This is a genomic window from Limnobacter litoralis (assembly GCF_030160455.1).
Lineage (GTDB): Bacteria > Pseudomonadota > Gammaproteobacteria > Burkholderiales > Burkholderiaceae_B > Limnobacter > Limnobacter litoralis.
Genome location: NZ_BSOJ01000006.1, coordinates 343,200 through 365,749, shown reverse-complemented (window position 1 = coordinate 365,749; position 22,550 = coordinate 343,200). Strand labels below are relative to the sequence as shown.

The following is a 22,550-nucleotide window of genomic DNA, read 5'->3' as shown; positions in this document are numbered from 1 at the left end:
CAGTGAAAGACAAAGTGGTGTTCATCACGGGGGCTGCTCGCGGCCTGGGCGCCGGGCTGGCTCAAAAGGTGGTTGAAAACGGCGGCTCTGTTTTTGTGGTCGATCTGAATGCCAAAGCAGTTGAAGCGCGAGTGCTGGCTTTGGGCAACTCTGCCGACGGCTGTGCGGGCGATGTGCGTTATCTGGATGACATGAAAAGGGCGATGCAACTGTGCATTGATTCATTTGGACGAATTGACGTGGTGGTGGCCAACGCAGGCATTTTGAGAATGGGCTCCATCGAAAAGATGGACCCCAAGGATTTTCAGATGACACTGGATGTCAATGTGGCGGGTGCGTTCAATACCATTCGGGCTGCCGTGCCCCATTTGCGGGCAAGCAAAGGGTATTTGCAGGTTGTTTCTTCACTGGCCGCCGCGATTCACACGCCATTGATGTCGCACTATGCGGCCTCGAAGGCGGCCGTTGAAGCCCTGGCCGATGTGGCAAGGCAAGAGTTGGCACTGGATGGCATCGGGGTTGGATGTGTACACCCCACGTTCACGAAGACGGCCATGATCGAGGAGGCCAAACCGGGGCAACTGTGGGGCGGTCACAAAGGCGCATTTGCAGCCATTGAACCCGAGCAGGTGGTCGAGGCCATGTACGAGGCGATTGTGAAGCGAAAACGCAAAACCATTGTACCCAAGCCCATCGCCCCACTGGTGCTTGCCCCAGGCCTGTTTCACTGGGCCGCCGAGCGCATCAGCAAAATGGAGGGCTCGGACAAGGCCATTCGGGCATTTCAGTCCACAGAGCACAATGACGAGTGAAAAAACCCGGCCTGAGCCGGGTTTTTTCATTCAACCGTAACAGACTTGGCCAGATTGCGCGGTTTGTCGACATCGGTGCCCTTGACCAGGGCCACGTGATAAGACAGCAATTGCAGCGGAAGGACATGCAATATGGGGGACAGGTGGCCTGCATGGTCCAACAAATTGATGACGTGTACGCCCTCTGAAGCCTCAATGCGGGTGTCTCTGTCCGCAAAGATATACAGCTCGCCGCCCCTGGCTTTCACCTCTTGCAAATTGGACTTGAGCTTTTCGATCAGGGTGTCTTTGGGTGCGATCGCCACCACCGGCATGTCGGCATCCACCAGCGCCAACGGACCGTGTTTGAGTTCGCCCGCTGCATAGGCTTCTGCGTGGATGTAGCTGATCTCTTTGAGCTTGAGCGCCCCTTCCTGCGCAATCGGAAAATGCACACCACGCCCAAGGAACAGGGCATGGCGCTTGGACGCAAAACGCTGGGCAAGGGCCTTGATTTCCGGTTCAAGGGAAAGCACATTTTGAATCGCCAAAGGAAGGTGGCGAAGCTGGGCCAACAGCGTCTTTTCCTGCTCAGCGGTCATCGTGGCACGCAACTTGGCCATCACCATGGTCAAGGTAAAGAAAGCAGCCAGCTGCGTGGTGAACGCTTTGGTGGAAGCCACGCCGATTTCAGGGCCTGCACGGGTCAAAAAGCGCAGGTTGCTGGCGCGGATCAAGGCGGACTCGGGCACATTGCAAATGGAAAGGGCGTTGGTCATGCCCAGACTTTTGGCATGCTCCAGTGCAGCCAGTGTGTCCGCTGTTTCACCGGATTGCGACACGGTAATGACCAGTGTGTCAGGGATGGGGACACTCTTGCGATAGCGATATTCGCTGGCGATTTCGACGGTGGTGGGCACGCCCGCAATGGATTCTAGCCAGTAGCGCGCCACCGATGCGGCGTGGAAGCTGGTTCCGCAAGCCAGAATGAGAATGTGCTGAACATTGGGCAGGATGGCTGCAGCCTCGGTGCCAAAGAGTTCTGGAGTGACTGCAGAGGCGTTGCTGACCATTTCCAGTGTTGCGGCAATTGCGCCAGGCTGCTCGAAAATTTCTTTTTGCATGTAATGGTCATAGGGCCCCAATTCGACCGCGTCGGCCGACAACTGGCTTTCGATGACCGGGCGCTCAACCACGCGCCCCTGTGCATCCTGAATGGCCAGACCCTTGGGGCTGATGCAGACCGTATCCCCGTCTTCGAGATAGGTGATCATTTTGGTTTGACTGACCAGCGCAGACGCGTCGGAGGCAAGGAAATACTCATCTTGCCCCAGCCCGACCAGCAATGGCGCACCCTTCTTGGCAGCCACCAAGGTGGCGGGCTCACGATCGCAGATGAGCGCGATTGCAAAAGCGCCTTCCAGCTGGGCAACGCTGGCTTGCACCGATGTCAACAGTGACAGGCCTGACTTGAGGTGCTTGTGGGTGAGATGGGCGATGACTTCGGTGTCGGTGTCCGAGTTGAACTGATAACCATCCACGCGCAACTGCCGACGAATGTCTTCATGGTTCTCAATGATGCCGTTGTGCACCACCGTGACAGCAACGCCCTGCCCGGTGCTGATGTGGGGGTGGGCATTTCGCTCACTGGGCACACCGTGGGTTGCCCAACGGGTGTGAGCGATGCCCAGGTGGGCTTCCAACCCCTTGGAAATGGTTTCAAGCTCTGCGACACGCCCAACACTGCGCGCGCGTTCAATGGCGTGGCTGTCATCGAGCTGAATGGCAAGACCCGCCGAGTCATACCCGCGGTATTCCAGTTTTTTCAGACCATCGATCAGGATGGGCACACAATTTTGCCTGGACAGGACGCCGACAATTCCACACATGAGGAGCCTACGCTTTCTTGGGTTGTTTAACGGGACGGACCCAACCGGTCACGGTGACCTGCTTGGCCCTTGAGACGGTCAGCGCATTGGCTGGCGCTTCTTTGGTGAGCGTGGTGCCGGCACCCAGCGTAGCCCCCTTTCGCACAGTGACTGGGGCCACCAATTGCGTGTCAGAGCCGATGAACACATCGTCTTCAATGACAGTGAGGTGCTTGTTGGCTCCATCGTAATTGCAAGTGATGGTGCCGGCGCCGACATTGACCCGCTCGCCAATGACCGCGTCGCCGATGTAGGCCAGGTGATTGGCCTTGGAAGCACGCGCAATGGTGGCGTTTTTGACTTCAACGAAGTTGCCGATGTGCACCTCGTCACCGAGCGTTGCGCCAGGGCGCAGACGGGCATACGGTCCGATGACGGCGGCGTTTCCAACTTGCGCATCTGACAGGCTGGAAAAGGCCTCGATTCGGGTGTTGTTGCCGACGCGCACATTCCTGAGGACGCAATTGGGTCCGATTTGAACACCATCACCCAACTCAACTTGGCCCTCGAATACGCAATTGACATCAATACTGACGTCTTGACCACACACCAGCGAGCCGCGAATGTCGATGCGGGCTGGATCCATCAACTGGACACCCCGATCAAGCAACACGCTGGCTTGATGGCCTTGCCAAATGCGCTCGAGTTCGACCTGCTGCGCACGAGAATTGACACCTGAGACTTCCCAGGCGAACCGTGGTTGACTGGTGCGAATGGTCACACCCTGTTGGTGGGCCATCGCGATGATGTCGGTCAGATAGTATTCACCCTGAGCATTTTGATTGCCGAGGGCACCGACCCACTCCACCAGCTTGTCAGTGGGGCAGGCCATGATGCCCGTGTTGATTTCCTGGATGTTGCGCTGCGCCTCTGAGGCGTCTTTGTGTTCGACGATGCCGCACACTTCACCGACCTGATTGCGCACAATACGGCCGTAGCCGGTGGGGTCATTCATGTTGAGCGTCATCAAGCCGATCGAGCCTTCTTCGGCAGCCTGAACGAGTGGCGGAAGACTTTCAGGCTGAAGCAGGGGGACATCGCCATACAGAATCAGGGTCACCGCGTGTTGAGCCAGCTCGGAAACCGCACATTGCACCGCGTGACCTGTGCCCAATTGTTCAGCCTGTTCCGCGAAATGGACGCCTGTTTCTGCGGAGCCAAAATGCTTGCGGATGTCCTCTGAACCATGCCCAATGATGACGATGACTCGGGCATCGGGAAGGGCTTTTGCTGTATTGACCACCCGCTGAACCATGGGAATGCCGCCGACAGGATGGAGCACCTTGGGCAGACGGGATTTCATTCGGGTGCCTTTGCCGGCCGCGAGAATCAATACGTTCATGGTTCAGAAGAACAGAGCCAAAACGCCAGTGTAACCGTAAAGCTCACTCTTGAAGATTTCACCATTTGCGGAAAAACCGATTAGAGGAATGTCTCCCAATTGTTCACGGACAATTTGCAACTCCACCCCCTGCTGACCAAACAGGGCTGCCCCTCTGCCATTGCAGGCGATGTAGACTGCGCCGCGAGGCCTGCGAACGGCAGAGATACCGCCAAAACCAGCGGCTTGAAGGGAGTTCAAGCGGGGAGCGGGTGCGTCCAGGTCTTCACGAAGCTCTGCGCACATGCGCGTGAGGTCGATGCGAGCGGAGTTTTCATCGCGGGTACAGAAGGCCAATCGATCGCCGACCTTGAAATCTTCCGCAATCGCGATGGCTCGATTTGCAGGGTCCATGCCCACAACGGGCCTGACCTTTAGCTGATGGGGCTCGGACCGCATGCTGGAAAAACGCAACAGGTCAGCAGACCGGGCAAGTGCCCCTTCGGTCAGTCCGACAAACAAACCGTGCGAAAAACGCTTGGCCAGCAAATCGGTCGCTTGGTCCAGCATGGCGTCTTGGCCGTCGCCAGCCGGCAACTCCAAATCCGACAACAGCACTTCCAGCGCAGGCCGTCCATCCAGCCCCATCACAAAATTGCCTCGCGCCTCCGTGATTTCATGCTCACTGCCGACCATTTCAACCCCTTGGGTCATTCGGACCTCAATGGGAATGTTTTCAGAAAACAGCACCCCCGAGACACCGCCGGCCAATGGCTCCATGGCGATGTGGGTAACCGGGGCGCCCGCACTGACCAGCCCCCCAAAGGTTTGGTTAGAGCCCAGCTTCAGGGCGAGATCTTCAAGCAGATCGTCAATTTCGTCGGTGAGCGGATCAATGTGCACCAAGGCCGCGGACATCGCGTTTCGACCCGCTGCGTTGACCTTGCCCGCCTTGGGCAGTGGGCGCTTGCCGGAGAAAACCTGTGCAGACTGCGCGGGAAGCTCCATGAGCATGATGGCGATTGCAGGTTCTTGATAGTACTCGACACCACTGCTGCATATGCCAGGCACCACCGCCCCCACCCAGTCCGGAAAACCGGTGCGTCGCTTCAAGGTGGCGAGAATGGCATCGACGTGCTCGCTGTAAGCCTCTGTGCAATACATGAGCCCCAGACGTTGGGGACGAGTCAGGTCGGAGGCAAATTGCTCAAGCTGCAGCTGCCCCTCCACCTGCACGAGCACCAGCTCAAGTGCTTCTCGCCAGTCGGGGTGTGTGGCATGACCGAATCGGAACATCAGGAACGGCCTGTGGAAGACTTTCGGGCAGCAGCGCGTCGCGGGGCAGAGGACTTCGAAGCAGCGGGCTTTTTCTCGGTGGCCGCCTTGCCTGCCGAGGACTTGGTCTTCTTGGCGGACTTGTCCGATTCAGCCCCACCCGAGGAAATGGCAGCGGCGGCGACTTTGTTGAATTGATCCTGCAGCAAGCCCCACCAGGCCGTTGCATTCGAGATCAGCGCTTTGGACGCCTCGGGCGTGGGGTCGCCTGAGGTTGTGCCCGGCGTCTTGCTTTGACTGGAAACCGAGGGCACCGGTGGCGGTGAAGCCTCGCGAACAGCCTCGGTGACTGCCTTGCGAAGGATTTCTTCGTCCATGTAAGAGGACACGCCGCTGAGATCAAGCTCACCGGCCTTGTCAACGGTGGCCCCTCCTCGCCCCAGGCTTGCGCCGAACGATTTGATGGTGGCAATGGTGCCGCGCTGAACCTCCAGGCCCTGGATTGTGGCGCGCAGCATACTCAGGTTGACGTTAAGCCATTGCTCAACAGCCTTGAGATCGGATATCCGTTTGTCCAGCTCTTCAAGATCGGTGGTGGGGGTCATGACGCTTGGCAGCGGCAGACTTCCCCAGATTTTCTTCACAAAATCGACACCATCGGTCACAGACAAACTTGGAATGAGCTTATTGGACATGGGACCTCTCAGGTTTGGTGAGCAACAAAGGCTGTCAATGGCTTCGGATCATTGTTCCAACGCCTTGATCAGTCAGGATTTCAAGCAATAAACAGTGGGGCACTCGGCCATCAACCACGTGAACGGAGTTCACGCCGTTTTTGGCGGCCTCAATGGCAGACGACAACTTGGGTAACATGCCGCCCGAAATGGTGCCGTCTTCAAACAACTCATCGATGCGTTTCGCAGTCAGGCCGGTCAGCAGGGTGCCACTTTTGTCGAGTACACCCGGCGTGTTGGTCATCATGATGAGCTTCTCGGCTTTGAGTACTTCCGCAATTTTCCCGGCCACCAGGTCTGCATTGATGTTGTAGGCGTGCCCGTCTTCACCGTAGCCGATGGGAGAAATGACCGGGATGAAGGCATCGTCCTGCAACGCTTTAACAATCGAGGGGTCGATGGATTTGATTTCACCCACGAAACCAATGTCGTGAAATTTGCCGGGTTCGGACTTGTCGGCCATCATCAGCTTTTTGGCCTGAATCAAGGCACCGTCTTTGCCGGTCAACCCCACCGCCTTTCCGCCATGTTCATTGATCATCATCACGATGTCTTGTTGCACCTGGCCGCCGAGCACCCACTCCACCACTTCCATGGTTTCCTCGTCGGTGACCCGCATGCCCTGCACGAACGAGCCTTGCTTGCCCACGCGCCGGAGCGCTTCGTCAATTTGGGGTCCACCCCCGTGGACAACAATCGGATTGATGCCCACCAGCTTGAGCAGCACGACGTCGTGCGCAAATGATTTTTGAAGTTCGACGTCGGTCATGGCGTTGCCGCCGTACTTCACCACCACGGTTTTGCCGTGAAACCGGCGAATGTAAGGCAGCGCCTCGGATAGGACTGTCGCCTTGACAGTCGGATTCAATGCTTCGGATGTCATGAAATGCCCGGTAATGTTCGTCTTCGGGAGTCAGCGAGCGATCAGACCACGCACCGGGGCGTTGAATTCACGCTCGACTATTTCCCCTTCCTTGCTTTTTATTTTAAGACGAATCTGAACGGTTTGCCCTGAGTGGACCCCCGAAGGTTTCAAATTCATCAGCATGATGTGATAGCCCTGATTGGCCAGCACGTTGACCTCATCGGAAGTAACGGGAATTTGCCGGAGTATTTTATTGGTGACGAAACCGGAGGGATGGCGCTGCACCTGTGCCAGCAATGCGCTTTTGGACACATTGGAAGAGGCCGCCACGATGGCGGCATCTTCATCGGCGCGAAGGGTCACGAATGCGGAGGTGACTTTTTCGCCACGGAGACTTTGCCTGACCCAGGCGTCAGTGATCTGCGGATCAAACGCGAAGGCTTGTGTGGCAAAAGCACACAACAAGGCCGTAGCACTGAAAGACACCCACCCACGCATGGCCGAAGCCCCCACGAACAATCGATTTAAAGGATGAATTGTGCCAGATCCTCGGACTTGGCCACTTCACCAAGGCGAGACTCGACAAATTCAGCCGTGATTTTAACGGTTTGGGCCTTTCCTGAGGCCTCAAAACACACTTCCTCCAATAAACGTTCCATCACCGTGTAAAGTCTACGCGCACCAATATTTTCTGTTTTTTCGTTCACGGAGTAAGCGATCTCGGCCAGCCGCTGCACGCCATCGTCCGCAAACTCGAGTTCAACTCCATCGGTTTTGAGAAGCGCGATGTACTGCTCGGTCAGGCAGGCGTCGGTGCTGGTCAGAATGCGCTTGAAATCGTCCACGGTGAGCGATTCTAGTTCAACCCGGATCGGAAAACGGCCCTGTAACTCGGGAATGAGGTCAGAGGGCCTCGACAGGTGAAACGCGCCACTCGCGATGAACAGGATGTGATCTGTTTTGATCATGCCGTATTTTGTGTTGACCGTGGTGCCTTCGACCAAAGGAAGAAGGTCTCGCTGAACACCCTGCCGGGAAACGTCACTGCCCTTGGCGTCGGTGCGGGTTGCAATCTTGTCGATCTCATCCAGGAAAACAATGCCGTCCTGCTCCACCCGCGAGAGAGCACTGGCTTTGATGTCATCTTCGTTGACCCGCTTGGCCGCCTCTTCTTCCTGAAGTACCTTCAAAGCCTCGGCCACTTTCATTTTTCTGAGCTTCTTTTTGCCGGATGACAGATTGGCAAACATGGATTGCAACTGGCCAGTCAGCTCTTCCATGCCTGGGGGGCCGACCACGTCCAGAGACGGATTGCTTGCCAGCACTTCAATTTCAATTTCCTTGTCATCCAGTTCACCCGCGAAGAGCTTTTCGCGAAATCGCAACCGGGTCTTGTTTTCTTCCTGACTGACCGAGCTTTCCGTGAAGCCAAAATCTCTGGCTGGCGGCAAGAGCGCATCAAGTACGCGATCAAAAGCAGCGTCCTTGGCCTGTTCGATCACCGCCTGCTGGGCCTCTTCACGCACCTGCTTGATTGCGATTTCCATGAGGTCGCGAATAATGGTGTCTACATCGCGGCCCACATAGCCCACTTCCGTGAATTTGGTCGCTTCAATTTTGATGAACGGGGCATTGGCAAGCCGAGCCAATCGGCGGGCAATTTCTGTTTTTCCCACACCTGTGGGGCCGATCATCAAAATGTTTTTGGGTGTAATTTCATGACGAAGCGGCTCGGCCACCTGCATGCGACGCCAGCGATTACGCAGGGCAACTGCCACTGCCCGCTTGGCGGCAGCCTGGCCAACAATGTTTTTGTCCAGTTCTTCAACGATGGTTTGAGGTGTCAATTGAGTCATTGTGTTTAATCCGGTTTATTCAGGGGCGCCCAGCGTCTCGATGATGTGATTCTGGTTGGTGTAGATGCACAGGTCGCCGGCGATCGTCAGTGCCTTTTTTACAATTTGATCGGGCGGCAGATCCGTATTTTCGAGCAGCGCCCTGGCGGCTGAGTGGGCATAAGAACCACCGCTGCCGATGGCAACCAGACCCTGTTCAGGCTCCAGTACGTCACCATTGCCCGTAATAATCAGGGAATGCTCTGCGTCGGCCACCGCCAGCATGGCTTCAAGTTTGCGCAACATGCGATCGGTCCGCCATTCTTTGGCCAGCTCGACCGCAGCCCTGAGCAGGTGACCTGAATGCTTTTCAAGCTGAGCCTCAAAATGCTCAAACAAGGTAAAGGCGTCGGCTGTGCCGCCCGCGAAACCGGCCAGGATTTTACCCTGATAAAGGCGTCTGATTTTGCGGGCAGAGCCCTTGACCACAATGTGTCCGAGCGTGACCTGGCCGTCGCCGCCGATGGCCACGTGGTTGCCACGACGCACAGAAAGAATGGTTGTGCCGTGATATTGCTCCATGATTGTCCTTTGGATGAGAAGCGCCACATCGAAGTGGCCAATGAGACAGATGGTGGGGGCGATCAGGGAAGAATCAAGTCTTCTTTGATGACCGGTTTGGCGGTGACGCTGGCAGTCAGCTGGATGGCCGCCTCGTTGGCTTGTTCTACAGATTGAAAAGGCCCCACTATGACCCGGTACAGCCCTTCTTTCATGAGTACCTGCGTGTTTTTTCCAAGTTCCGCATTGCTGGTCAACACGTCATTTTTCAAGGCCTGCGCATTCACCTGCTGACCAAATGCACCCAGTTGCAAAAACACATTCTTTGATGCGGAGGCGGTGCCAGCGGCTGTGGACACAGGCATGACAGGCTTGGCCACGACTTGACCAGCAGCTTGCCCCGCAGAACCAGAAGGCGGAACGGCGACCGCTTGCGCCGCTGCAGCCTGCGCCGGAGCAACTTGCTGGCTTACGGGTGTGGCATTGGCGACGGCTGTGGCTTGGGCGGGGCCCGACTGGGGTTTGGCCTGATATTGAGCAATCAAATCCGGGGTTAATTTTTCAACCTGCACCTCTGCGCTGCCGTGTTTGATCAAATCAAGTTTGAGGGCGGCTGCGTAACTGAGGTCGATGATTCGGCTGCGTAAAAACGGACCACGGTCGTTGACCCGGACGATGACCGACCTGCCATTGGTCAAATTGGTGACTTTTGCATAGCTGGGCAGCGGCAGGGTGGGATGCGCGGCCGTCATTTGATACATGTCGTAAATCTCGCCGTTGGCCGTTTTTGCACCATGAAATTTTCGACCGTACCAACTGGCGCGACCTGTTTCCTTGTAGTTCTCGTCCAGAGAACTCTGTGGCGTAAAGGTCTGCCCCATCACCTCATAAGGCCGGGTGTTTGCCGGATTGATTGGCTCGACATCGGGCACAGGATCGGGCATGTCGGCAAGATTGACAGGGCGTTGATCGCCGGGGCCGTCGTCGAGGTAATAGCCACCGCCTTTCTGAACGGGTTCCCAGCCGTAGGGGGCATCGCCTTTGCCGGCTTTGGCTGTGGTGCTGCCTTTGCTGGAGCGCTCAACCTTGGAGGGACCCAGCGGCACGCTGGAACAGGCACCCAAGACCAGGCAAAGCCCCAAAACCATCGCTGTCCAGAAAGGTTGCGAAACTTCGGGGGCTTTTGCGGATACTGGCATGGGAGTGTCTCTCAAGGCTGTCAGGTTTTGGAGGCTTGGCGCTCACGTTCAATGAGGGCGCTGGCCACGCGCAGAGCATTCTCTTCAGAGCCTGCCACTGAAGCCGAGGTCGTGAATTTGCCATCGATACCGAGGGTTGGCACACCGTCAACACCGTAAGCCGTGGCCAAATCGACGGCCTGTTTGCACTTGGCATTGACCGAGAATGACTTGAAAGTATTGGCAAATTGTTCGCGGTTCAAACCGAAAGACTGGGCAAGATCAAAAATTTCGGCGTCGCTGTCCAGGCGCTTTTTCTGAACGTGCATGGCGTCAAACACTTTGTCGTGATACTGGTCAACCAGCCCCATGGCTTCAAGGGTGAAATACAGCTTTTGATGGCCTGCAAAATTGACCCGTTTGCTGGGCCATGCCACTGGAATTCGGTGAAAATAGACATCCGCAGGCAGCTTCTTGACCCAAGCATTCAATGCAGGTTCAAAATGGAAACAGTGCGGACACCCGTACCAGAAAAATTCGATGACCTCAATTTTATTGGGCTTGCTGCGGGGAATGGGGCGCTCCACCTTGCGGTAGGCGCCTGCATCTTGAGACCACGCCATGGGCAATCCCATTTTGGCCATGGCACCCAGCAAAATTCCGTTTTTGATCCAGTTCCTGCGATCCATTCTTACTCCTTGATTGTAATTACTCCTTCACCACGGTGGCCTCGAATCCACCTTTGGTGAGGGGTGCGCGCGCGAGGTAGGCGTCGTTGGCTGAAGCAAACGGCCCTACGCGAACTCGGTTGACTTCGGTGCCGTTGGAGTCACCGACCACGATTTCAGATTCGGTGCCCACAAAGGCCAGTTTTGCACGAAGCTGTTCGGCGTCCTCACGATTGCGAAAACTGCCCAACTGCAGGTAATAGACCGTTTGAGCCACGGGCTGGTTCCCCGAGTTTCCGGCTGCAGCGGGCGCAGTGGCATCGGGTGGCGTGCTTGAGGTGACCGGGGCAACCGCATTGGCGTCACCCGAACCAGTTTTGTTGTACAAGGCTGAATTGGGGTCCGGGGGAATGTTGCCAGGGCCGGGATTGACATTGGCCACGGCACCTTGCGTGTCCACACCCGAAAAAGGCAGCTTGGCTTTGCTGACATACATGGCCACACCAAATGCGATGACCAAGCCAAACACCATTCCGAATACGAAGGCCACAATGGTGTTTCCACCCTGTCGCTTGCCGGGCTTCTTGGCGGATTTTCCGGAGGATGGGTTAGATTTCGCTTTTGCCATTGAAATGACCTGTGTGTCCAAAATAAAAGAAGATTATGCCCCATCCAACGCCGGGTAAACGCCGCAATTGTGCGTGAGCCCTTTTGAAATCCCCGGAACGCCTCGGGACAACATTCAAAATCAGCCAGTTGCGGTAAAGTGTAGCCTTCATCAGCCGGAAGGAATTTGTTGTGGGCCTGGATTACCTTAAACGCATTTTAAACGCCAAGGTTTACGATGTGGCCATCGAAACGCCACTGGAGCACGCCCACGCCCTTTCAGAGCGAACAGGCAACCGTGTCTACCTGAAGCGCGAGGACATGCAAAAGGTGTTCAGCTTCAAACTACGTGGGGCCTACAACAAAATGGCACACCTGACACCGGCCCAACTTGAACGCGGTGTGATTGCCGCCTCGGCAGGAAACCATGCACAGGGTGTGGCTGTGTCGGCGGCACGCCTGAAATGCATGGCCACCATCGTCATGCCCACCACAACCCCTTCGGTCAAAATCGAAGCGGTGAGGCGATTTGGAGGTGACTGGGTAAACATCGTGCTGCACGGCGAAAGCTACAGTGACTCGGCAACACGCGCATTCGAATTGGCCGCGCAAGAGGGTCTGACTTTTGTACACCCCTTCGACGACCCGGATGTGATTGCCGGACAGGGCACCGTGGGCATGGAAATTCTGCGCCAACATCAAGCGCCCATTCATGCCATTTTCGTGGCCATTGGTGGCGGCGGTCTGGCTGCAGGCGTGGCCGCCTATGTCAAGCAGTTGCGACCCGACATTCGGGTCATCGGCGTGCAAACCGCCGACTCAGACGCCATGGCGCAAAGCATCGAACACCACCGACGCGTCACACTCAATGACGTGGGGCTTTTTTCAGATGGCACGGCAGTCAAGCTGGTTGGTGAAGAAACCTTCAAATTGTGTGAGCAGTACCTGGATGGCGTGGTGCGTGTCAGCACCGACGAAACCTGCGCTGCCATTAAAGATGTCTTTCAGGACACCCGCAGTATTCTGGAGCCTGCTGGCGCACTGGCTGTGGCTGGGCTCAAGCAGTATGCAGAACTTCATGGTTTGAGCGATCAAACCTTGATTGCCGTCTCTTGTGGGGCAAACATGAATTTTGACCGGCTGCGTTTTGTGGCCGAACGGGCTCAGGTGGGTGAGCAGCGTGAGGCTGTTTTTGCCGTAACCATTCCCGAAGAGCGCGGCAGTTTCAGGCGTTTTTGCGAACTGCTTGGGCCACGAAATGTGACCGAATTCAACTACCGCATGGCTGACGATTCAAAAGCCAACATCTTCGTGGGTGTTGAAACGTCGCATCGCGGTGAGGCGGATGAGCTGTTGAAGCTGTTCACAGGCGCAGGATTTGACGCATTGAACCTGACCGACGATGAGTTGGCCAAGGCCCATCTGCGGCACATGGTGGGTGGCAGGTCGACTTTGGCCGACCACGAACTGCTGCACCGCTTTGAATTTCCGGAACGCCCGGGCGCTTTAATGCGGTTTTTGTCCAGCCTGAACCCCGGCTGGAACATCAGCCTGTTTCATTACCGGAACCACGGCTCAGACTACGGACGCATTTTGGTCGGCATCCAGGTGCCGCCAGATGACCGCCAGGAATTTGCGGACTTCCTGAGCAAGCTGGACTATCGCTTCTGGGACGAAACCGACAACCCCGCCTACAAGCTTTTTCTGAAATAAGCTTGATACGGCTTAATGAGGTTCAGCAGGCCTCGTCGTCGTCGAAAGCCTTGTCGCCGTCGGGTGCGGGCTGCCCCTCGGGCTGAATGGTTTCAAATGGAAACAGCTTCCTGTCCATCAAGTGCGAGGGCACCACGGTGGACAGAGAGGTAAACAGGTTGGCAATCCAGCGAGGATTGTGCTTCTCCCACTGCTTCAACAGGGCTGACATTTCTTTGCGCTTCAGATTTTCCTGACTGCCACACAGGTTACACGGAATGATTGGAAACTGTTTTTCTTCGGCATACCGGGCCAGATCCGATTCGCGACAGTAGGCCAGCGGCCGAATTACCGTGTGCTGGCCGTTGTCGCTGACCAGCTTGGGAGGCATGCCTTTGATGCGCCCACCGTAAAACAGGTTCAACAACAACGTCTGCAGAATGTCGTCTTTGTGGTGACCCAAGGCAATTTTGGTGGCGCCCAACTCAGAGGCAACGCGATAAAGAATTCCGCGACGCAGACGGGAGCACAGCGAACAGGTGGTCTTGCCTTCGGGGATGACCCGCTTGACGATGGAATAAGTGTCCTGTTGCTCGATGTGAAATGGCACGCCCAGCGCGGTCAGGTATTCAGGCAACACCTCTTCAGGAAAACCAGGCTGCTTCTGATCAAGGTTCACCGCGATGATCTCAAAATCAATGGGCGCACGCTGCTGCAGGATGAGAAGCAGATCCAGCATGCTGTAGCTGTCTTTGCCGCCAGACAGGCACACCATCACCTTGTCACCGTCCTGAATCATGTTGAAATCACCAATGGCCTCACCCACCTGCTTCAAAAGACGCTTTTGCAGCTTGTTGAATTCAAACGCCTCTTTCTGTTCCTGACGGGTCGGAAAAATGGTGATGGCCTGTACAGCAGTGTCTTGCATGGTATTTCTCTGAATGGAAGGTCAGGACTGACTTTTAAAACGGAATACTTCTACCCCAGCCGATTCGCAATCGGGATAGACCTCTGATTTTTCGGCCCGCACCCGGGCTGCCAGCACCTTGGGATGATCTAGCACCAGCGCAATGGTTTGATCGACCAGCCGTTCGAGCAGGCCAATGTGACCCGACTGAATCAGCCGATGAATGCCGGGCCGGACGAAGTCGTAATCGACCACGTCTTCAAGCACATCGCGATCAGATGGCGTGTCTGCACACTTCACCCAGAAATCGATGTTCATGCGAACAGCCTGGGTACGCCCCAACTCTTGAGGAAAAACGCCGATGGCCGCGGAGACGTCGAAATCGCGAATAAAAACCCGGCGGCAGCCCGCAAGGCGGGAATCAAAGAACCAGTCTGTCATGAATTCATCATACTAAAGTCGCGCGCCATGGGCACAAGGTGCTGGCCACCATCGACCAGCAGGGTGGTGCCGGTAATGGCTGGGCTGTCGACCAGAAAACACACTGCGCTGACAATGTCTTCTGGCTGGCTTGAGCGGTTGATCGGAGAAATTTGGTGAGCCTGTTCAAACTCGGCCTGGGTTTGCAGGTGTGAAATCAGGGTTAGACCGGGGGACACACCAACCACTCGCAAACGAGGCGCCAGTTCGGTGGCCAACAGGCGCGTGGCGGTGTTTAGACCGGCTTTGGCCAGCGTGTAACTCAAAAAATCGGGATTGAGATTGTCCAGCTTCTGGTCGAGCAGATTGACCACGACGCCCTGCTCGCCATCCGGAATGTGCTCATAGAGCTTGCGGGTCAGTACAAGCGGCGCCAGCAAATTGGTGGCCATGTGCCGATTGAAACTTTCAGGCTCAATGGATTTGCCACAATCAAACTCAAACAGCGAGGCGTTGTTAACGAGACAACGCACCGGACCACTTTCAATGGCACAGCGCATGAGTTTGTCCAAGTCTTCCGGTTGACTCATGTCGGCCTGACAAATGACGCATTGCACACCCAATGCGCGAACTTCAGCCGCCGTTTGTTCCGCCTCGGCTTGCGAATTGCGGTAGCCCAGTACAATAGACCAACCGTTGCGCGCAAGCCCCAGGGCAATAGCGCGCCCCAGGCGGCGGGCCGCGCCGGTAACAACTGCAAATCGTGGGGTGCCGGGGTTCATGGGTACAATCTTGATTTTTAAAGAAATTAGCCCGCCATTGTAAACCACTCACCGACACGACGACAGCCTTTCTGATGATGAACGCAACCGATGCCTTGAAGGAACGCTTGAAAAAACAAGGGCCTATGCGATTCGACGCCTTCATGGCCTTTGCACTTTACGACCCGGAATATGGCTACTACACCTCAGGACAAGGTATTTTTGGCCGACAGGGCGACTTTGTTACCGCGCCGGAACTGACTCCGCTTTTCGGCCAGACCCTTGGCCAAGCCATTCTCGAAGTGCTGCCATTGTGCAAGCCAGTCATCTATGAATTCGGGGCTGGAAACGGCAAGCTCGCCAGTGATTTGCTCAATACCCTTGGGGACACGGTCGAGCAATACAACATTGTGGACGTGTCCGGGGGTTTGAAGCAGGTACAAAGCGAAACCATCCGGGCCAGCGTGCCCGGGCATCTTGCAGATCGCGTGCAATGGCTTGAGCAATTGCCAGAAGGGCTGGAAGGAGTATTGATCGGCAATGAGGTGCTGGACGCCATGCCTGTGCGCGTGTTTGAGTACCACCACGACGCAAGCCTTGAATGGTGGATCAGTGAAGACATCACCCTCGAAAAAAGGCCCTTGCAAGTCAGTGACAGGGGCATTTTAGAAACCTTGCACACCCAACATGGCCCTTGGCAAGACGGTCACTTGGTCGAATGGGCCGAGCAAGCCCATGGTTTTGTGAAAACATTGACAGAACGCCTGAAAGGCCTTGCACTGATGATTGACTATGGCGACTGTGCCGAAAAATTGCTGCACCCTGCAAAGCGCCAAGGCACGCTCAGGGCGCACAAAAATCACGTTGCACACGATGGTTTTCTGACCGACATCGGAGAACAAGACCTGACGGCCCATGTGAACTTCAGTCAGATCTACGAAGCCATGCATTCTGAAGGTGGTCAATTGGAGGGCTACTGCACCCAGGCTTCCTTTCTGCTGGCCCACGGCATTCTTGAGCTGGCTGGCCAGAACCCCGCCCTCACTGACCCGGTGGCCGGTGCACAGACCCGCAAGGCCTTGAACACCTTGTTGTCAGAAGCGGAGATGGGTGAAAACTTCAAGGTGTTTGCATGGTCTCGCGGTGTGGATCTGGACGCCACCCGCTTGAATACCCTGTTTTTGATGAATGACCGCAGCGGCGAACTGTAGATTCAGGAAGCGGGACAATCGTCCAGACGCCCTAATCGGATTGAGGTCTGAATGCGTTCCAATTGGTTTATCTGCTCTGCAGTGCCTTTGGCGATGTAATACACACGGGGTGGCCCAGGTCTTTCGGCAATTTCGACGCCAGGTATGCCTTTGCTCGTCAGATTGTCCTGTTGCTGTTGGGCATGCTCACGGTCACGAAAAAGCCCCAGCGACACGGCGCCTTGCAGAGGCCCCGGAGAAGCCATGAAATACACCTCGGAAACCCCCTTGGCCTGCAATTGAGGAATACCCAGGCCCTTGGCGACCAGGTCTTTGGGCAAATAGACCACATACCCCACCGGCACCTGCTTTTCGGTTTGCTCAAAAGTACCCGACCACCCTTTCAGGCTGTCTGCGACCCGCCCCGACTCACTGGCCAGCAAGGGCCCCCAAACGCGGCAAAGCAAGGGGGCCGGTGTGCTTTTTTCAACCACGGCGGAACCTGTGCCCATGGCCTTCTCAAGTGCGGCCTGCCCCGATTTCAAGTCAATTCTTGGTGCTGACGGCTGAATGGTCTTCTGTGGCTCAGGCTGGGCCTGAGCGGTCTTGGCCCAGGGACGATCAACCTCAATCAGATCTGCCCGCATCCCCGGGCTGGTGGAGACCTTTTGAACCTCAGATGCATGCCAATTCATGGCCAGTGCGGTGGCCAAACCAAGGTTGAGAGCCCCCAGCAGAGCGAGCACGAGGTTCAAGCGGGACACTTTGAAATTCATGGTTAACATCTGCCAGCAGGTTGCGCATGGAACTGGCTAAAAAGACCGAGCAATACAGCGTCTGACAACACCGTCACAGGGGGATCAAAAGCGCCAACAAAGGCGTCGGTTGAACCACCGGTCAACCACAGCGCTGCGGATTGCCCATTTTTCTCCGCCAGGCGATTGCGCGCAGCCTGGATCAACTGGTACTGGGACTCAAACACCCCAGCCCCGATTGCCTTGGTGGTGGATGTGGGCCAATCGGTCTGGCACACAGAGGCCAAGGGCAATTGGGCAGTTTGCTGATGGAGACTTTGCAGCATGGTTGCCACGCCGGGTGCAATAAAGCCACCCAGATGGAGAAAAAAAGACCCGTCGCTGTGGTCAGAATCAAGTCTTACAACGGCATCCACCGTGGTGGCGGTACCCAAGCTGACCACCAGATTGCTCGCCTGGTCTGTTTGACAAGCCACGGCGTAGCAGGCCGACCATCGGTCTTGCCCAAGGGCGGCGGGATTTTGATAGGCAGTCACCAAGCGCGCCCCGACCTGCCCGACTGCCTGAGCCACAGGATTGAGAAAGCCAAGCCCCATGCGCAGGGCGAAACCACGGCAATCATCCACAACCCCATTCCCCCGAACCGAAGACACGGCGATGGCCTCGGGCTTGATGACACACCATGGAAACACCACCTGAGTGAGCCAGTCGGACACCCCCAGGGACTCCACATGCGCAGTGATCTCAGCCCCGGCTTTTAGCGTGCTGGCCCGTCCATCAAACAAGGCCCACTTGACGCGGGTATTGCCAAAATCCAGACACAACAAGGCTTGGGTTGAAAGGGAAGCCATGCCTACAACTCCTCGGCAAGTCTAAGCGAGAGATCGCCAACCACCATGGACTTCAAGGAACCGTCAGCCAAGGCAAGCAAATAAGTGCCATCGTCCGCAACACCCATGGCCTGGCCTTCCGCCAGCGCGTGCCCATTGTCGATGAATCGAACCGCCTGCCCGGCGAAGGCATCTCGCGCTCTGAAGCGTGCGGCAAATGTCTGGAACCCGTCTTTTGAAGCCCGATAGACTCCAAGTATCACCTGCTCGACCAGCGCCACATACAAAGCCTGTAAATGGTCAGCCTCCATTGAGAAACCAGCCTCGGAGAGAGACACCGGCGCCAGCCCACTGACGGAGGGCATCCCGCCGACTGGCTTTGTGTTCAGTCCAATGCCGGCAACCAACCAGGGCCGGCCCCCGACGGTGGTGGACTCACACAAAATGCCACCCAACTTTGCGCCATCGAACACCAGATCGTTGGGCCATTTCAGCCGCACGTCCAGCCCGGCTTTTGCCAGCGTGCTGGCGCACTGAACACCGACCACCAAAGACAACCAAGGCATGGTAGCCGCAGCCACCGGCATTCCGATGGAAAACCACAAACCCGCGTCTTGCGCACTTTCCCAGCTGCGCCCCCGCCTGCCACGCCCGGCCGATTGTGCGCGGGCACGCACAGCCACGGCCTGAGCCGAGAGCCAGCGGTCGTCAACCTGCTGAAGCAGAAAGTCGTTAGTGGAAGGGACTGTGTCCAGATCAATCCAGAGGACGTCGCCTTGGGTTACCATACCTGATGCCCGAATATGCCAGAGGCCCTCAGTTTAACGCCTTACCCCCATTTCCGGACGCTTCACACACACGCTGCATGAACACAATTCACCACACCCTGGCGAAAAACAGGCCATACCAAGGCATCATGATGGCCGCCTGGATGTATGCATTTTTAATTGTGCACCTCAGCCTGTACCCCTACAGCGACTGGCGCAACATCGGAATCGGCCCTTTTGAGTTTCTGTGGGGTCCCTGGATTCCCGTCTACCAAACGGTGCTTTGGAGCGACATCGGAATCAACATTGCCGGTTACATGCCACTTGGCATGCTGCTGACGGTCGGGCTGAATCTGAAGAACAGGAAACTGGATCAACTGGGCGCTTTTTTGGCGTGTGCTTTGCTGTCTCTGTCGATGGAGGCCATTCAAACCTATTTGCCCAGCCGAGTACCCTCCAAGATGGATTTGCTGACCAACGCCCTGGGTGGGCTGATTGGCGTGGTGATCGCGGGCAGGCTGATGGAGAAACGCGCCGCAGTGGCGCGCATCAACCAACGCATTGAACACTGGCTGATCGACAGGGCCTGGTTGGGCATGGCCATTCTCGGACTCTGGTTTTTGAGCATTTTGGCCCCACAAAACCCCGCTTTCGGCACTGGCCTGTGGCTGGGCAACCTGATTGATCCGAATTCAGACATGGTGTCAGGCACCCTTTTTGGTCTGCCGGGCAGCTTGATCTTGTGGATTGAAAATGCAGGCCCGGATCTGATCAACTACTGTTTTTTGATGTGCGCCTGGATGATCGGACTTGCCCAGACCCAATCGGGTGCCCCACGCACCCGCCTATTGGTCGTGCTGGTCACACTGACCATTTTCATTCGCTTGCTGGACAGCATGGTGGCCAACCCGCCGGGAGCCTGGCTCTATCAAATCAACCTTTGGTTTCAGCAAAACTGGGAAGGATTGCTGGCAGCCATTCTCATTGGAGCGCTGGTGGCACTGGTTCGTCTTTCCCATCGGACACTGGCCAGAATTGGAATAATCCACCTGTTGGCAGGCTGGGCAACCACCGCATTGATACCCGGCGTTTATTCGCCAGACATCGACACCCACGGCAGCGGAATGCTCCGTATTTTCTTTGTGTTGCAGGACGCTGGGCGCTGGGTCAGCGAGGTTTGGCCCCTGGCCGCACTGGCCGTTTTGACCTTCATCGCCAAGTCGAAGCCGCATTTTAGACGATAATGAGGCTTAGACGCTTTTAACGCCAAAACCCATGAGTTACTTCGAAAAACACGTCTTTTTTTGCACCAATCAGCGCGACAACAACGAACAGTCATGCGGCCAGTGCAATGCAGCCAGTCTGCACGCCTATGCCAAAAAGCGCATCAAGGACCTGGGACTCAATGGCGCAGGCAAAATTCGCATGAACAAGGCAGGCTGCCTGGATCGCTGCGAACTCGGACCGGTGCTCGTGGTGTATCCCGAAGCAGTCTGGTACACCTATCTGGATGAATCTGACATTGACGAAATCATCGACACCCATCTGATTGGCGGGCAAGTCGTCGACAGGTTGCGGTTGCCATGAACCCCAAAACACAGCACGAAATCTGGCAGGGAAAGGCTGGCCGGATCGAGGTTTCCATTGATCGGCCGGACCACAACCCAAAGGGTTTGGCAGTGATTGCGCACCCGCACCCTTTATTTGGCGGAACCAAAGACAACAAAGTGGTTCAAACGCTGGCCAGGGCTTATTTGCAATTGGGCTACATCTGCGTTCGGTTCAACTTCAGAGGCGTCGGAGAATCGGATGGTGTTCACGACCATGGCAATGCCGAAACACAGGACATGGTCGATGTGGTGCTGCGGGCGCACCAGGAGCTGCCCGCTGAGTTGCAGGCCGAGCCCATTGCACTGGCTGGGTTTTCGTTTGGCACGCACGTGTGTTCACATGCAGCCCCAGTGCTGGCGCAGGCGGGCCTGAAGCTTGGAAAAATGACCCTGGTCGGCACTGCTGCAAGCCGATTCAGGGTGGCCAATGTGCCTGAAGACACCCTGGTCATCCATGGGGAACAGGACGACACCGTGCCTTTGCAGTCGGTGCTGGATTGGGCTCGCCCGCAAGGTCTGCCCGTGCTGGTCATTCCCGGTGGAGAACACTTTTTTCATGGTCGCCTGCCTCAACTAAAACAGCTGGTTGTGCGTTACTACCCCAGCTAGTTTGTTTAACCTTTATTTACACAGGAGCTTTTTACTTGTTTACAACAGGCACAATCCGATTCAAAAACCACTTCAACCGCTTCTTCACCACCCTGGGTTGCGGCCTTGCGCTGATGACAGCGCAGTTGCCGGCCGCGCAGGCGCTGACACCCGTGCCCCCACCCGAAATTGCGGCCAAGGCGTATGTGCTGTATGACGCAACCACCGACCAAACCCTGGCGGAATTCAACAGCCATGAACGTCTGGAACCCGCGTCGCTGACCAAACTGATGTCGGCTTACCTGATTTTCGGTGCCATTGAAAACAAGCAGATCTCATTGAACCAGAACGTACCGGTCTCAGTGAACGCCTGGAAAGCCGAAGGTTCGCGCATGTTCATCGAGCCCAACAAACCAGTGACCGTGGCAGAACTCTTGAAAGGCGTGATTGTAGATTCGGGCAACGACGCAACACGCGCACTGGCCGAGTTGTTGGCGGGTGACGAATCGAATTTTGCTGCATTGATGAATCAGCAGGCCCAGCGCCTGGGCATGAAAGAATCACATTTCGTAAATTCAACCGGGTTGCCTGACCCACAGCACTACACCACGGCACACGACCTGTCTATTTTGGCCCGTGCCCTGGTTCGCGACTACCCTGAGTTTTACAAGTTGTATTCCACCAAGGAATTCACCTACAACGGCATTCATCAGAACAACCGCAACCGCCTGCTGTGGATCGACCCCTCCGTCGACGGCATGAAAACCGGTCACACCGACGCAGCGGGTTATTGCCTGATCAGCTCCGCCAAACGGACCCTGCCCAACAAGGCTGAACGACGGCTCATTTCAGTGGTTCTGGGCACAGCCAGCGACCAGGCCAGATCACAGGAAAGCCTGAAACTGCTGAATTATGGCTTCCAGATGTTCGACACGGTCAAACTGTACGCAAAAGACCAAGTCATCAGCACCACCCCCATCTACAAGGGTGAGGACAAGGAAGTGAATCTGGGCGTTCAGAAAGACCTGCTGATCAACGTGCCCCGCGGAATGTCCAAAGAACTGAAAGCCACCGTGGTGCGCAAAGAAAACCTGATTGCCCCCATTAAGGCCGGCACTGAATTGGGCACCCTAAACGTGACGCTGGACAAAGACACCATCGCCAAGATTCCACTGGTGGCCCTGAAAGATGTCAAGGAAGCAGGCTTCATCGGTCGCATGATCGACTCGACTCGCCTGTGGTTCAAGAAAAACTGACGAGATCTGCAG

Annotated in this window: 24 protein-coding genes; 7 read left to right on the top strand and 17 right to left on the bottom strand. The window is 56.2% G+C overall.

Features of this window, described 5'->3' with window-relative positions; genetic code table 11:
* Positions 1 to 2 precede the first annotated feature (2 nt).
* Complete coding sequence (locus tag QQJ87_RS03215) at positions 3 to 812, top strand: SDR family NAD(P)-dependent oxidoreductase (protein ID WP_284279906.1); 810 nt, start codon at positions 3 to 5, stop codon at positions 810 to 812.
* Positions 813 to 838: 26 nt separating this feature from the next.
* Here QQJ87_RS03215 and glmS read toward each other — a convergent pair whose 3' ends face one another.
* The 11 genes from glmS to QQJ87_RS03160 form a co-directional block, all read right to left on the bottom strand.
* A complete protein-coding gene (gene glmS / locus QQJ87_RS03210) occupies positions 839 to 2,680 on the bottom strand; it encodes a glutamine--fructose-6-phosphate transaminase (isomerizing) (RefSeq protein ID WP_284279905.1) in 1,842 nt (613 codons plus the stop codon).
* A 7-nt stretch (positions 2,681 to 2,687) separates the two neighbouring features.
* Entirely contained in the window at positions 2,688 to 4,061 is a 1,374-nt protein-coding gene (gene glmU, locus QQJ87_RS03205) for a bifunctional UDP-N-acetylglucosamine diphosphorylase/glucosamine-1-phosphate N-acetyltransferase GlmU (RefSeq protein WP_284279904.1), read from the bottom strand.
* Positions 4,062 to 4,064: 3 nt separating this feature from the next.
* Entirely contained in the window at positions 4,065 to 5,336 is a 1,272-nt protein-coding gene (locus tag QQJ87_RS03200) for an FIST signal transduction protein (RefSeq protein ID WP_284279903.1), read from the bottom strand.
* Positions 5,336 to 6,010: a PhaM family polyhydroxyalkanoate granule multifunctional regulatory protein gene (locus tag QQJ87_RS03195; RefSeq protein ID WP_284279902.1), complete on the bottom strand. Its 675-nt coding sequence runs from the start codon at positions 6,008 to 6,010 to the stop codon at positions 5,336 to 5,338. The genes QQJ87_RS03200 and QQJ87_RS03195 overlap by 1 nt, the downstream gene beginning before the upstream one ends.
* A 34-nt stretch (positions 6,011 to 6,044) precedes the next feature.
* Complete coding sequence (argB, locus tag QQJ87_RS03190) at positions 6,045 to 6,932, bottom strand: acetylglutamate kinase (protein ID WP_284279901.1); 888 nt, start codon at positions 6,930 to 6,932, stop codon at positions 6,045 to 6,047.
* A gap of 30 nt (positions 6,933 to 6,962) precedes the next feature.
* Positions 6,963 to 7,412, bottom strand: a complete 450-nt coding sequence (locus QQJ87_RS03185) for a copper chaperone PCu(A)C (RefSeq protein ID WP_284279900.1) — start codon at positions 7,410 to 7,412, stop codon at positions 6,963 to 6,965.
* A gap of 26 nt (positions 7,413 to 7,438) precedes the next feature.
* Positions 7,439 to 8,770 carry an ATP-dependent protease ATPase subunit HslU gene (gene hslU / locus QQJ87_RS03180; protein ID WP_284279899.1) on the bottom strand — a complete coding sequence of 444 codons (1,332 nt, stop codon included), beginning with the start codon at positions 8,768 to 8,770 and terminating at the stop codon, positions 7,439 to 7,441.
* A 15-nt stretch (positions 8,771 to 8,785) separates the two neighbouring features.
* Positions 8,786 to 9,331 (bottom strand): ATP-dependent protease subunit HslV, encoded by a 546-nt coding sequence (gene hslV / locus QQJ87_RS03175; RefSeq protein ID WP_284279898.1) that lies wholly within the window; start codon positions 9,329 to 9,331, stop codon positions 8,786 to 8,788.
* A 62-nt stretch (positions 9,332 to 9,393) separates the two neighbouring features.
* Positions 9,394 to 10,509 carry a septal ring lytic transglycosylase RlpA family protein gene (locus QQJ87_RS03170; protein WP_284279897.1) on the bottom strand — a complete coding sequence of 372 codons (1,116 nt, stop codon included), beginning with the start codon at positions 10,507 to 10,509 and terminating at the stop codon, positions 9,394 to 9,396.
* A 20-nt stretch (positions 10,510 to 10,529) separates the two neighbouring features.
* Positions 10,530 to 11,177 (bottom strand): thiol:disulfide interchange protein DsbA/DsbL, encoded by a 648-nt coding sequence (locus QQJ87_RS03165; RefSeq protein WP_284279896.1) that lies wholly within the window; start codon positions 11,175 to 11,177, stop codon positions 10,530 to 10,532.
* Positions 11,178 to 11,196: 19 nt separating this feature from the next.
* A complete protein-coding gene (locus tag QQJ87_RS03160; RefSeq protein WP_284279895.1) occupies positions 11,197 to 11,784 on the bottom strand; it encodes an SPOR domain-containing protein in 588 nt (195 codons plus the stop codon).
* A gap of 170 nt (positions 11,785 to 11,954) precedes the next feature.
* Here QQJ87_RS03160 and ilvA point away from each other — a divergent pair, with 170 nt between their 5' ends.
* Positions 11,955 to 13,475, top strand: coding sequence for a threonine ammonia-lyase, biosynthetic (ilvA, locus tag QQJ87_RS03155; protein WP_284279893.1), 1,521 nt, complete (start codon positions 11,955 to 11,957; stop codon positions 13,473 to 13,475).
* A gap of 22 nt (positions 13,476 to 13,497) precedes the next feature.
* On the opposite strand, the gene ttcA is transcribed toward ilvA, so the two are convergent.
* From ttcA to QQJ87_RS03140, 3 genes are read right to left on the bottom strand one after another with little or no spacing between them, the layout of a single operon-like run.
* Positions 13,498 to 14,382, bottom strand: a complete 885-nt coding sequence (gene ttcA / locus QQJ87_RS03150) for a tRNA 2-thiocytidine(32) synthetase TtcA (RefSeq protein ID WP_284279892.1) — start codon at positions 14,380 to 14,382, stop codon at positions 13,498 to 13,500.
* A gap of 21 nt (positions 14,383 to 14,403) precedes the next feature.
* Positions 14,404 to 14,802 (bottom strand): dihydroneopterin aldolase, encoded by a 399-nt coding sequence (locus QQJ87_RS03145; RefSeq protein WP_284279891.1) that lies wholly within the window; start codon positions 14,800 to 14,802, stop codon positions 14,404 to 14,406.
* Positions 14,799 to 15,563, bottom strand: a complete 765-nt coding sequence (locus tag QQJ87_RS03140; RefSeq protein WP_284279890.1) for an SDR family oxidoreductase — start codon at positions 15,561 to 15,563, stop codon at positions 14,799 to 14,801. Before QQJ87_RS03140 ends, QQJ87_RS03145 begins: the two co-directional genes overlap by 4 nt.
* Before the next feature lie 74 nt (positions 15,564 to 15,637).
* On the opposite strand from QQJ87_RS03140, the gene QQJ87_RS03135 reads away from it, so the two are divergent.
* Positions 15,638 to 16,753, top strand: a complete 1,116-nt coding sequence (locus QQJ87_RS03135) for a class I SAM-dependent methyltransferase (protein WP_284279889.1) — start codon at positions 15,638 to 15,640, stop codon at positions 16,751 to 16,753.
* Positions 16,754 to 16,755: 2 nt separating this feature from the next.
* Here QQJ87_RS03135 and QQJ87_RS03130 read toward each other — a convergent pair whose 3' ends face one another.
* From QQJ87_RS03130 to QQJ87_RS03120, 3 genes are read right to left on the bottom strand one after another with little or no spacing between them, the layout of a single operon-like run.
* Entirely contained in the window at positions 16,756 to 17,508 is a 753-nt protein-coding gene (locus QQJ87_RS03130) for a hypothetical protein (protein ID WP_284279888.1), read from the bottom strand.
* Between the two features lie 2 nt (positions 17,509 to 17,510).
* On the bottom strand, positions 17,511 to 18,338 hold the full coding sequence (locus QQJ87_RS03125) for a type III pantothenate kinase (RefSeq protein ID WP_284279887.1): 828 nt from the start codon (positions 18,336 to 18,338) through the stop codon (positions 17,511 to 17,513).
* Between the two features lie 2 nt (positions 18,339 to 18,340).
* Entirely contained in the window at positions 18,341 to 19,105 is a 765-nt protein-coding gene (locus tag QQJ87_RS03120) for a biotin--[acetyl-CoA-carboxylase] ligase (RefSeq protein ID WP_284279885.1), read from the bottom strand.
* A 77-nt stretch (positions 19,106 to 19,182) separates the two neighbouring features.
* On the opposite strand from QQJ87_RS03120, the gene QQJ87_RS03115 reads away from it, so the two are divergent.
* The 4 genes from QQJ87_RS03115 (at position 19,183) to QQJ87_RS03100 (ending at position 22,538) form a co-directional block, all read left to right on the top strand.
* A complete protein-coding gene (locus tag QQJ87_RS03115) occupies positions 19,183 to 20,328 on the top strand; it encodes a VanZ family protein (RefSeq protein ID WP_284279884.1) in 1,146 nt (381 codons plus the stop codon).
* Positions 20,329 to 20,359: 31 nt separating this feature from the next.
* A complete protein-coding gene (locus tag QQJ87_RS03110) occupies positions 20,360 to 20,671 on the top strand; it encodes a (2Fe-2S) ferredoxin domain-containing protein (protein WP_284279883.1) in 312 nt (103 codons plus the stop codon).
* Positions 20,668 to 21,303: an alpha/beta hydrolase gene (locus tag QQJ87_RS03105; protein WP_284279882.1), complete on the top strand. Its 636-nt coding sequence runs from the start codon at positions 20,668 to 20,670 to the stop codon at positions 21,301 to 21,303. Before QQJ87_RS03110 ends, QQJ87_RS03105 begins: the two co-directional genes overlap by 4 nt.
* A 113-nt stretch (positions 21,304 to 21,416) precedes the next feature.
* Entirely contained in the window at positions 21,417 to 22,538 is a 1,122-nt protein-coding gene (locus QQJ87_RS03100) for a D-alanyl-D-alanine carboxypeptidase family protein (protein ID WP_431310070.1), read from the top strand.
* Positions 22,539 to 22,550 lie beyond the last annotated feature (12 nt).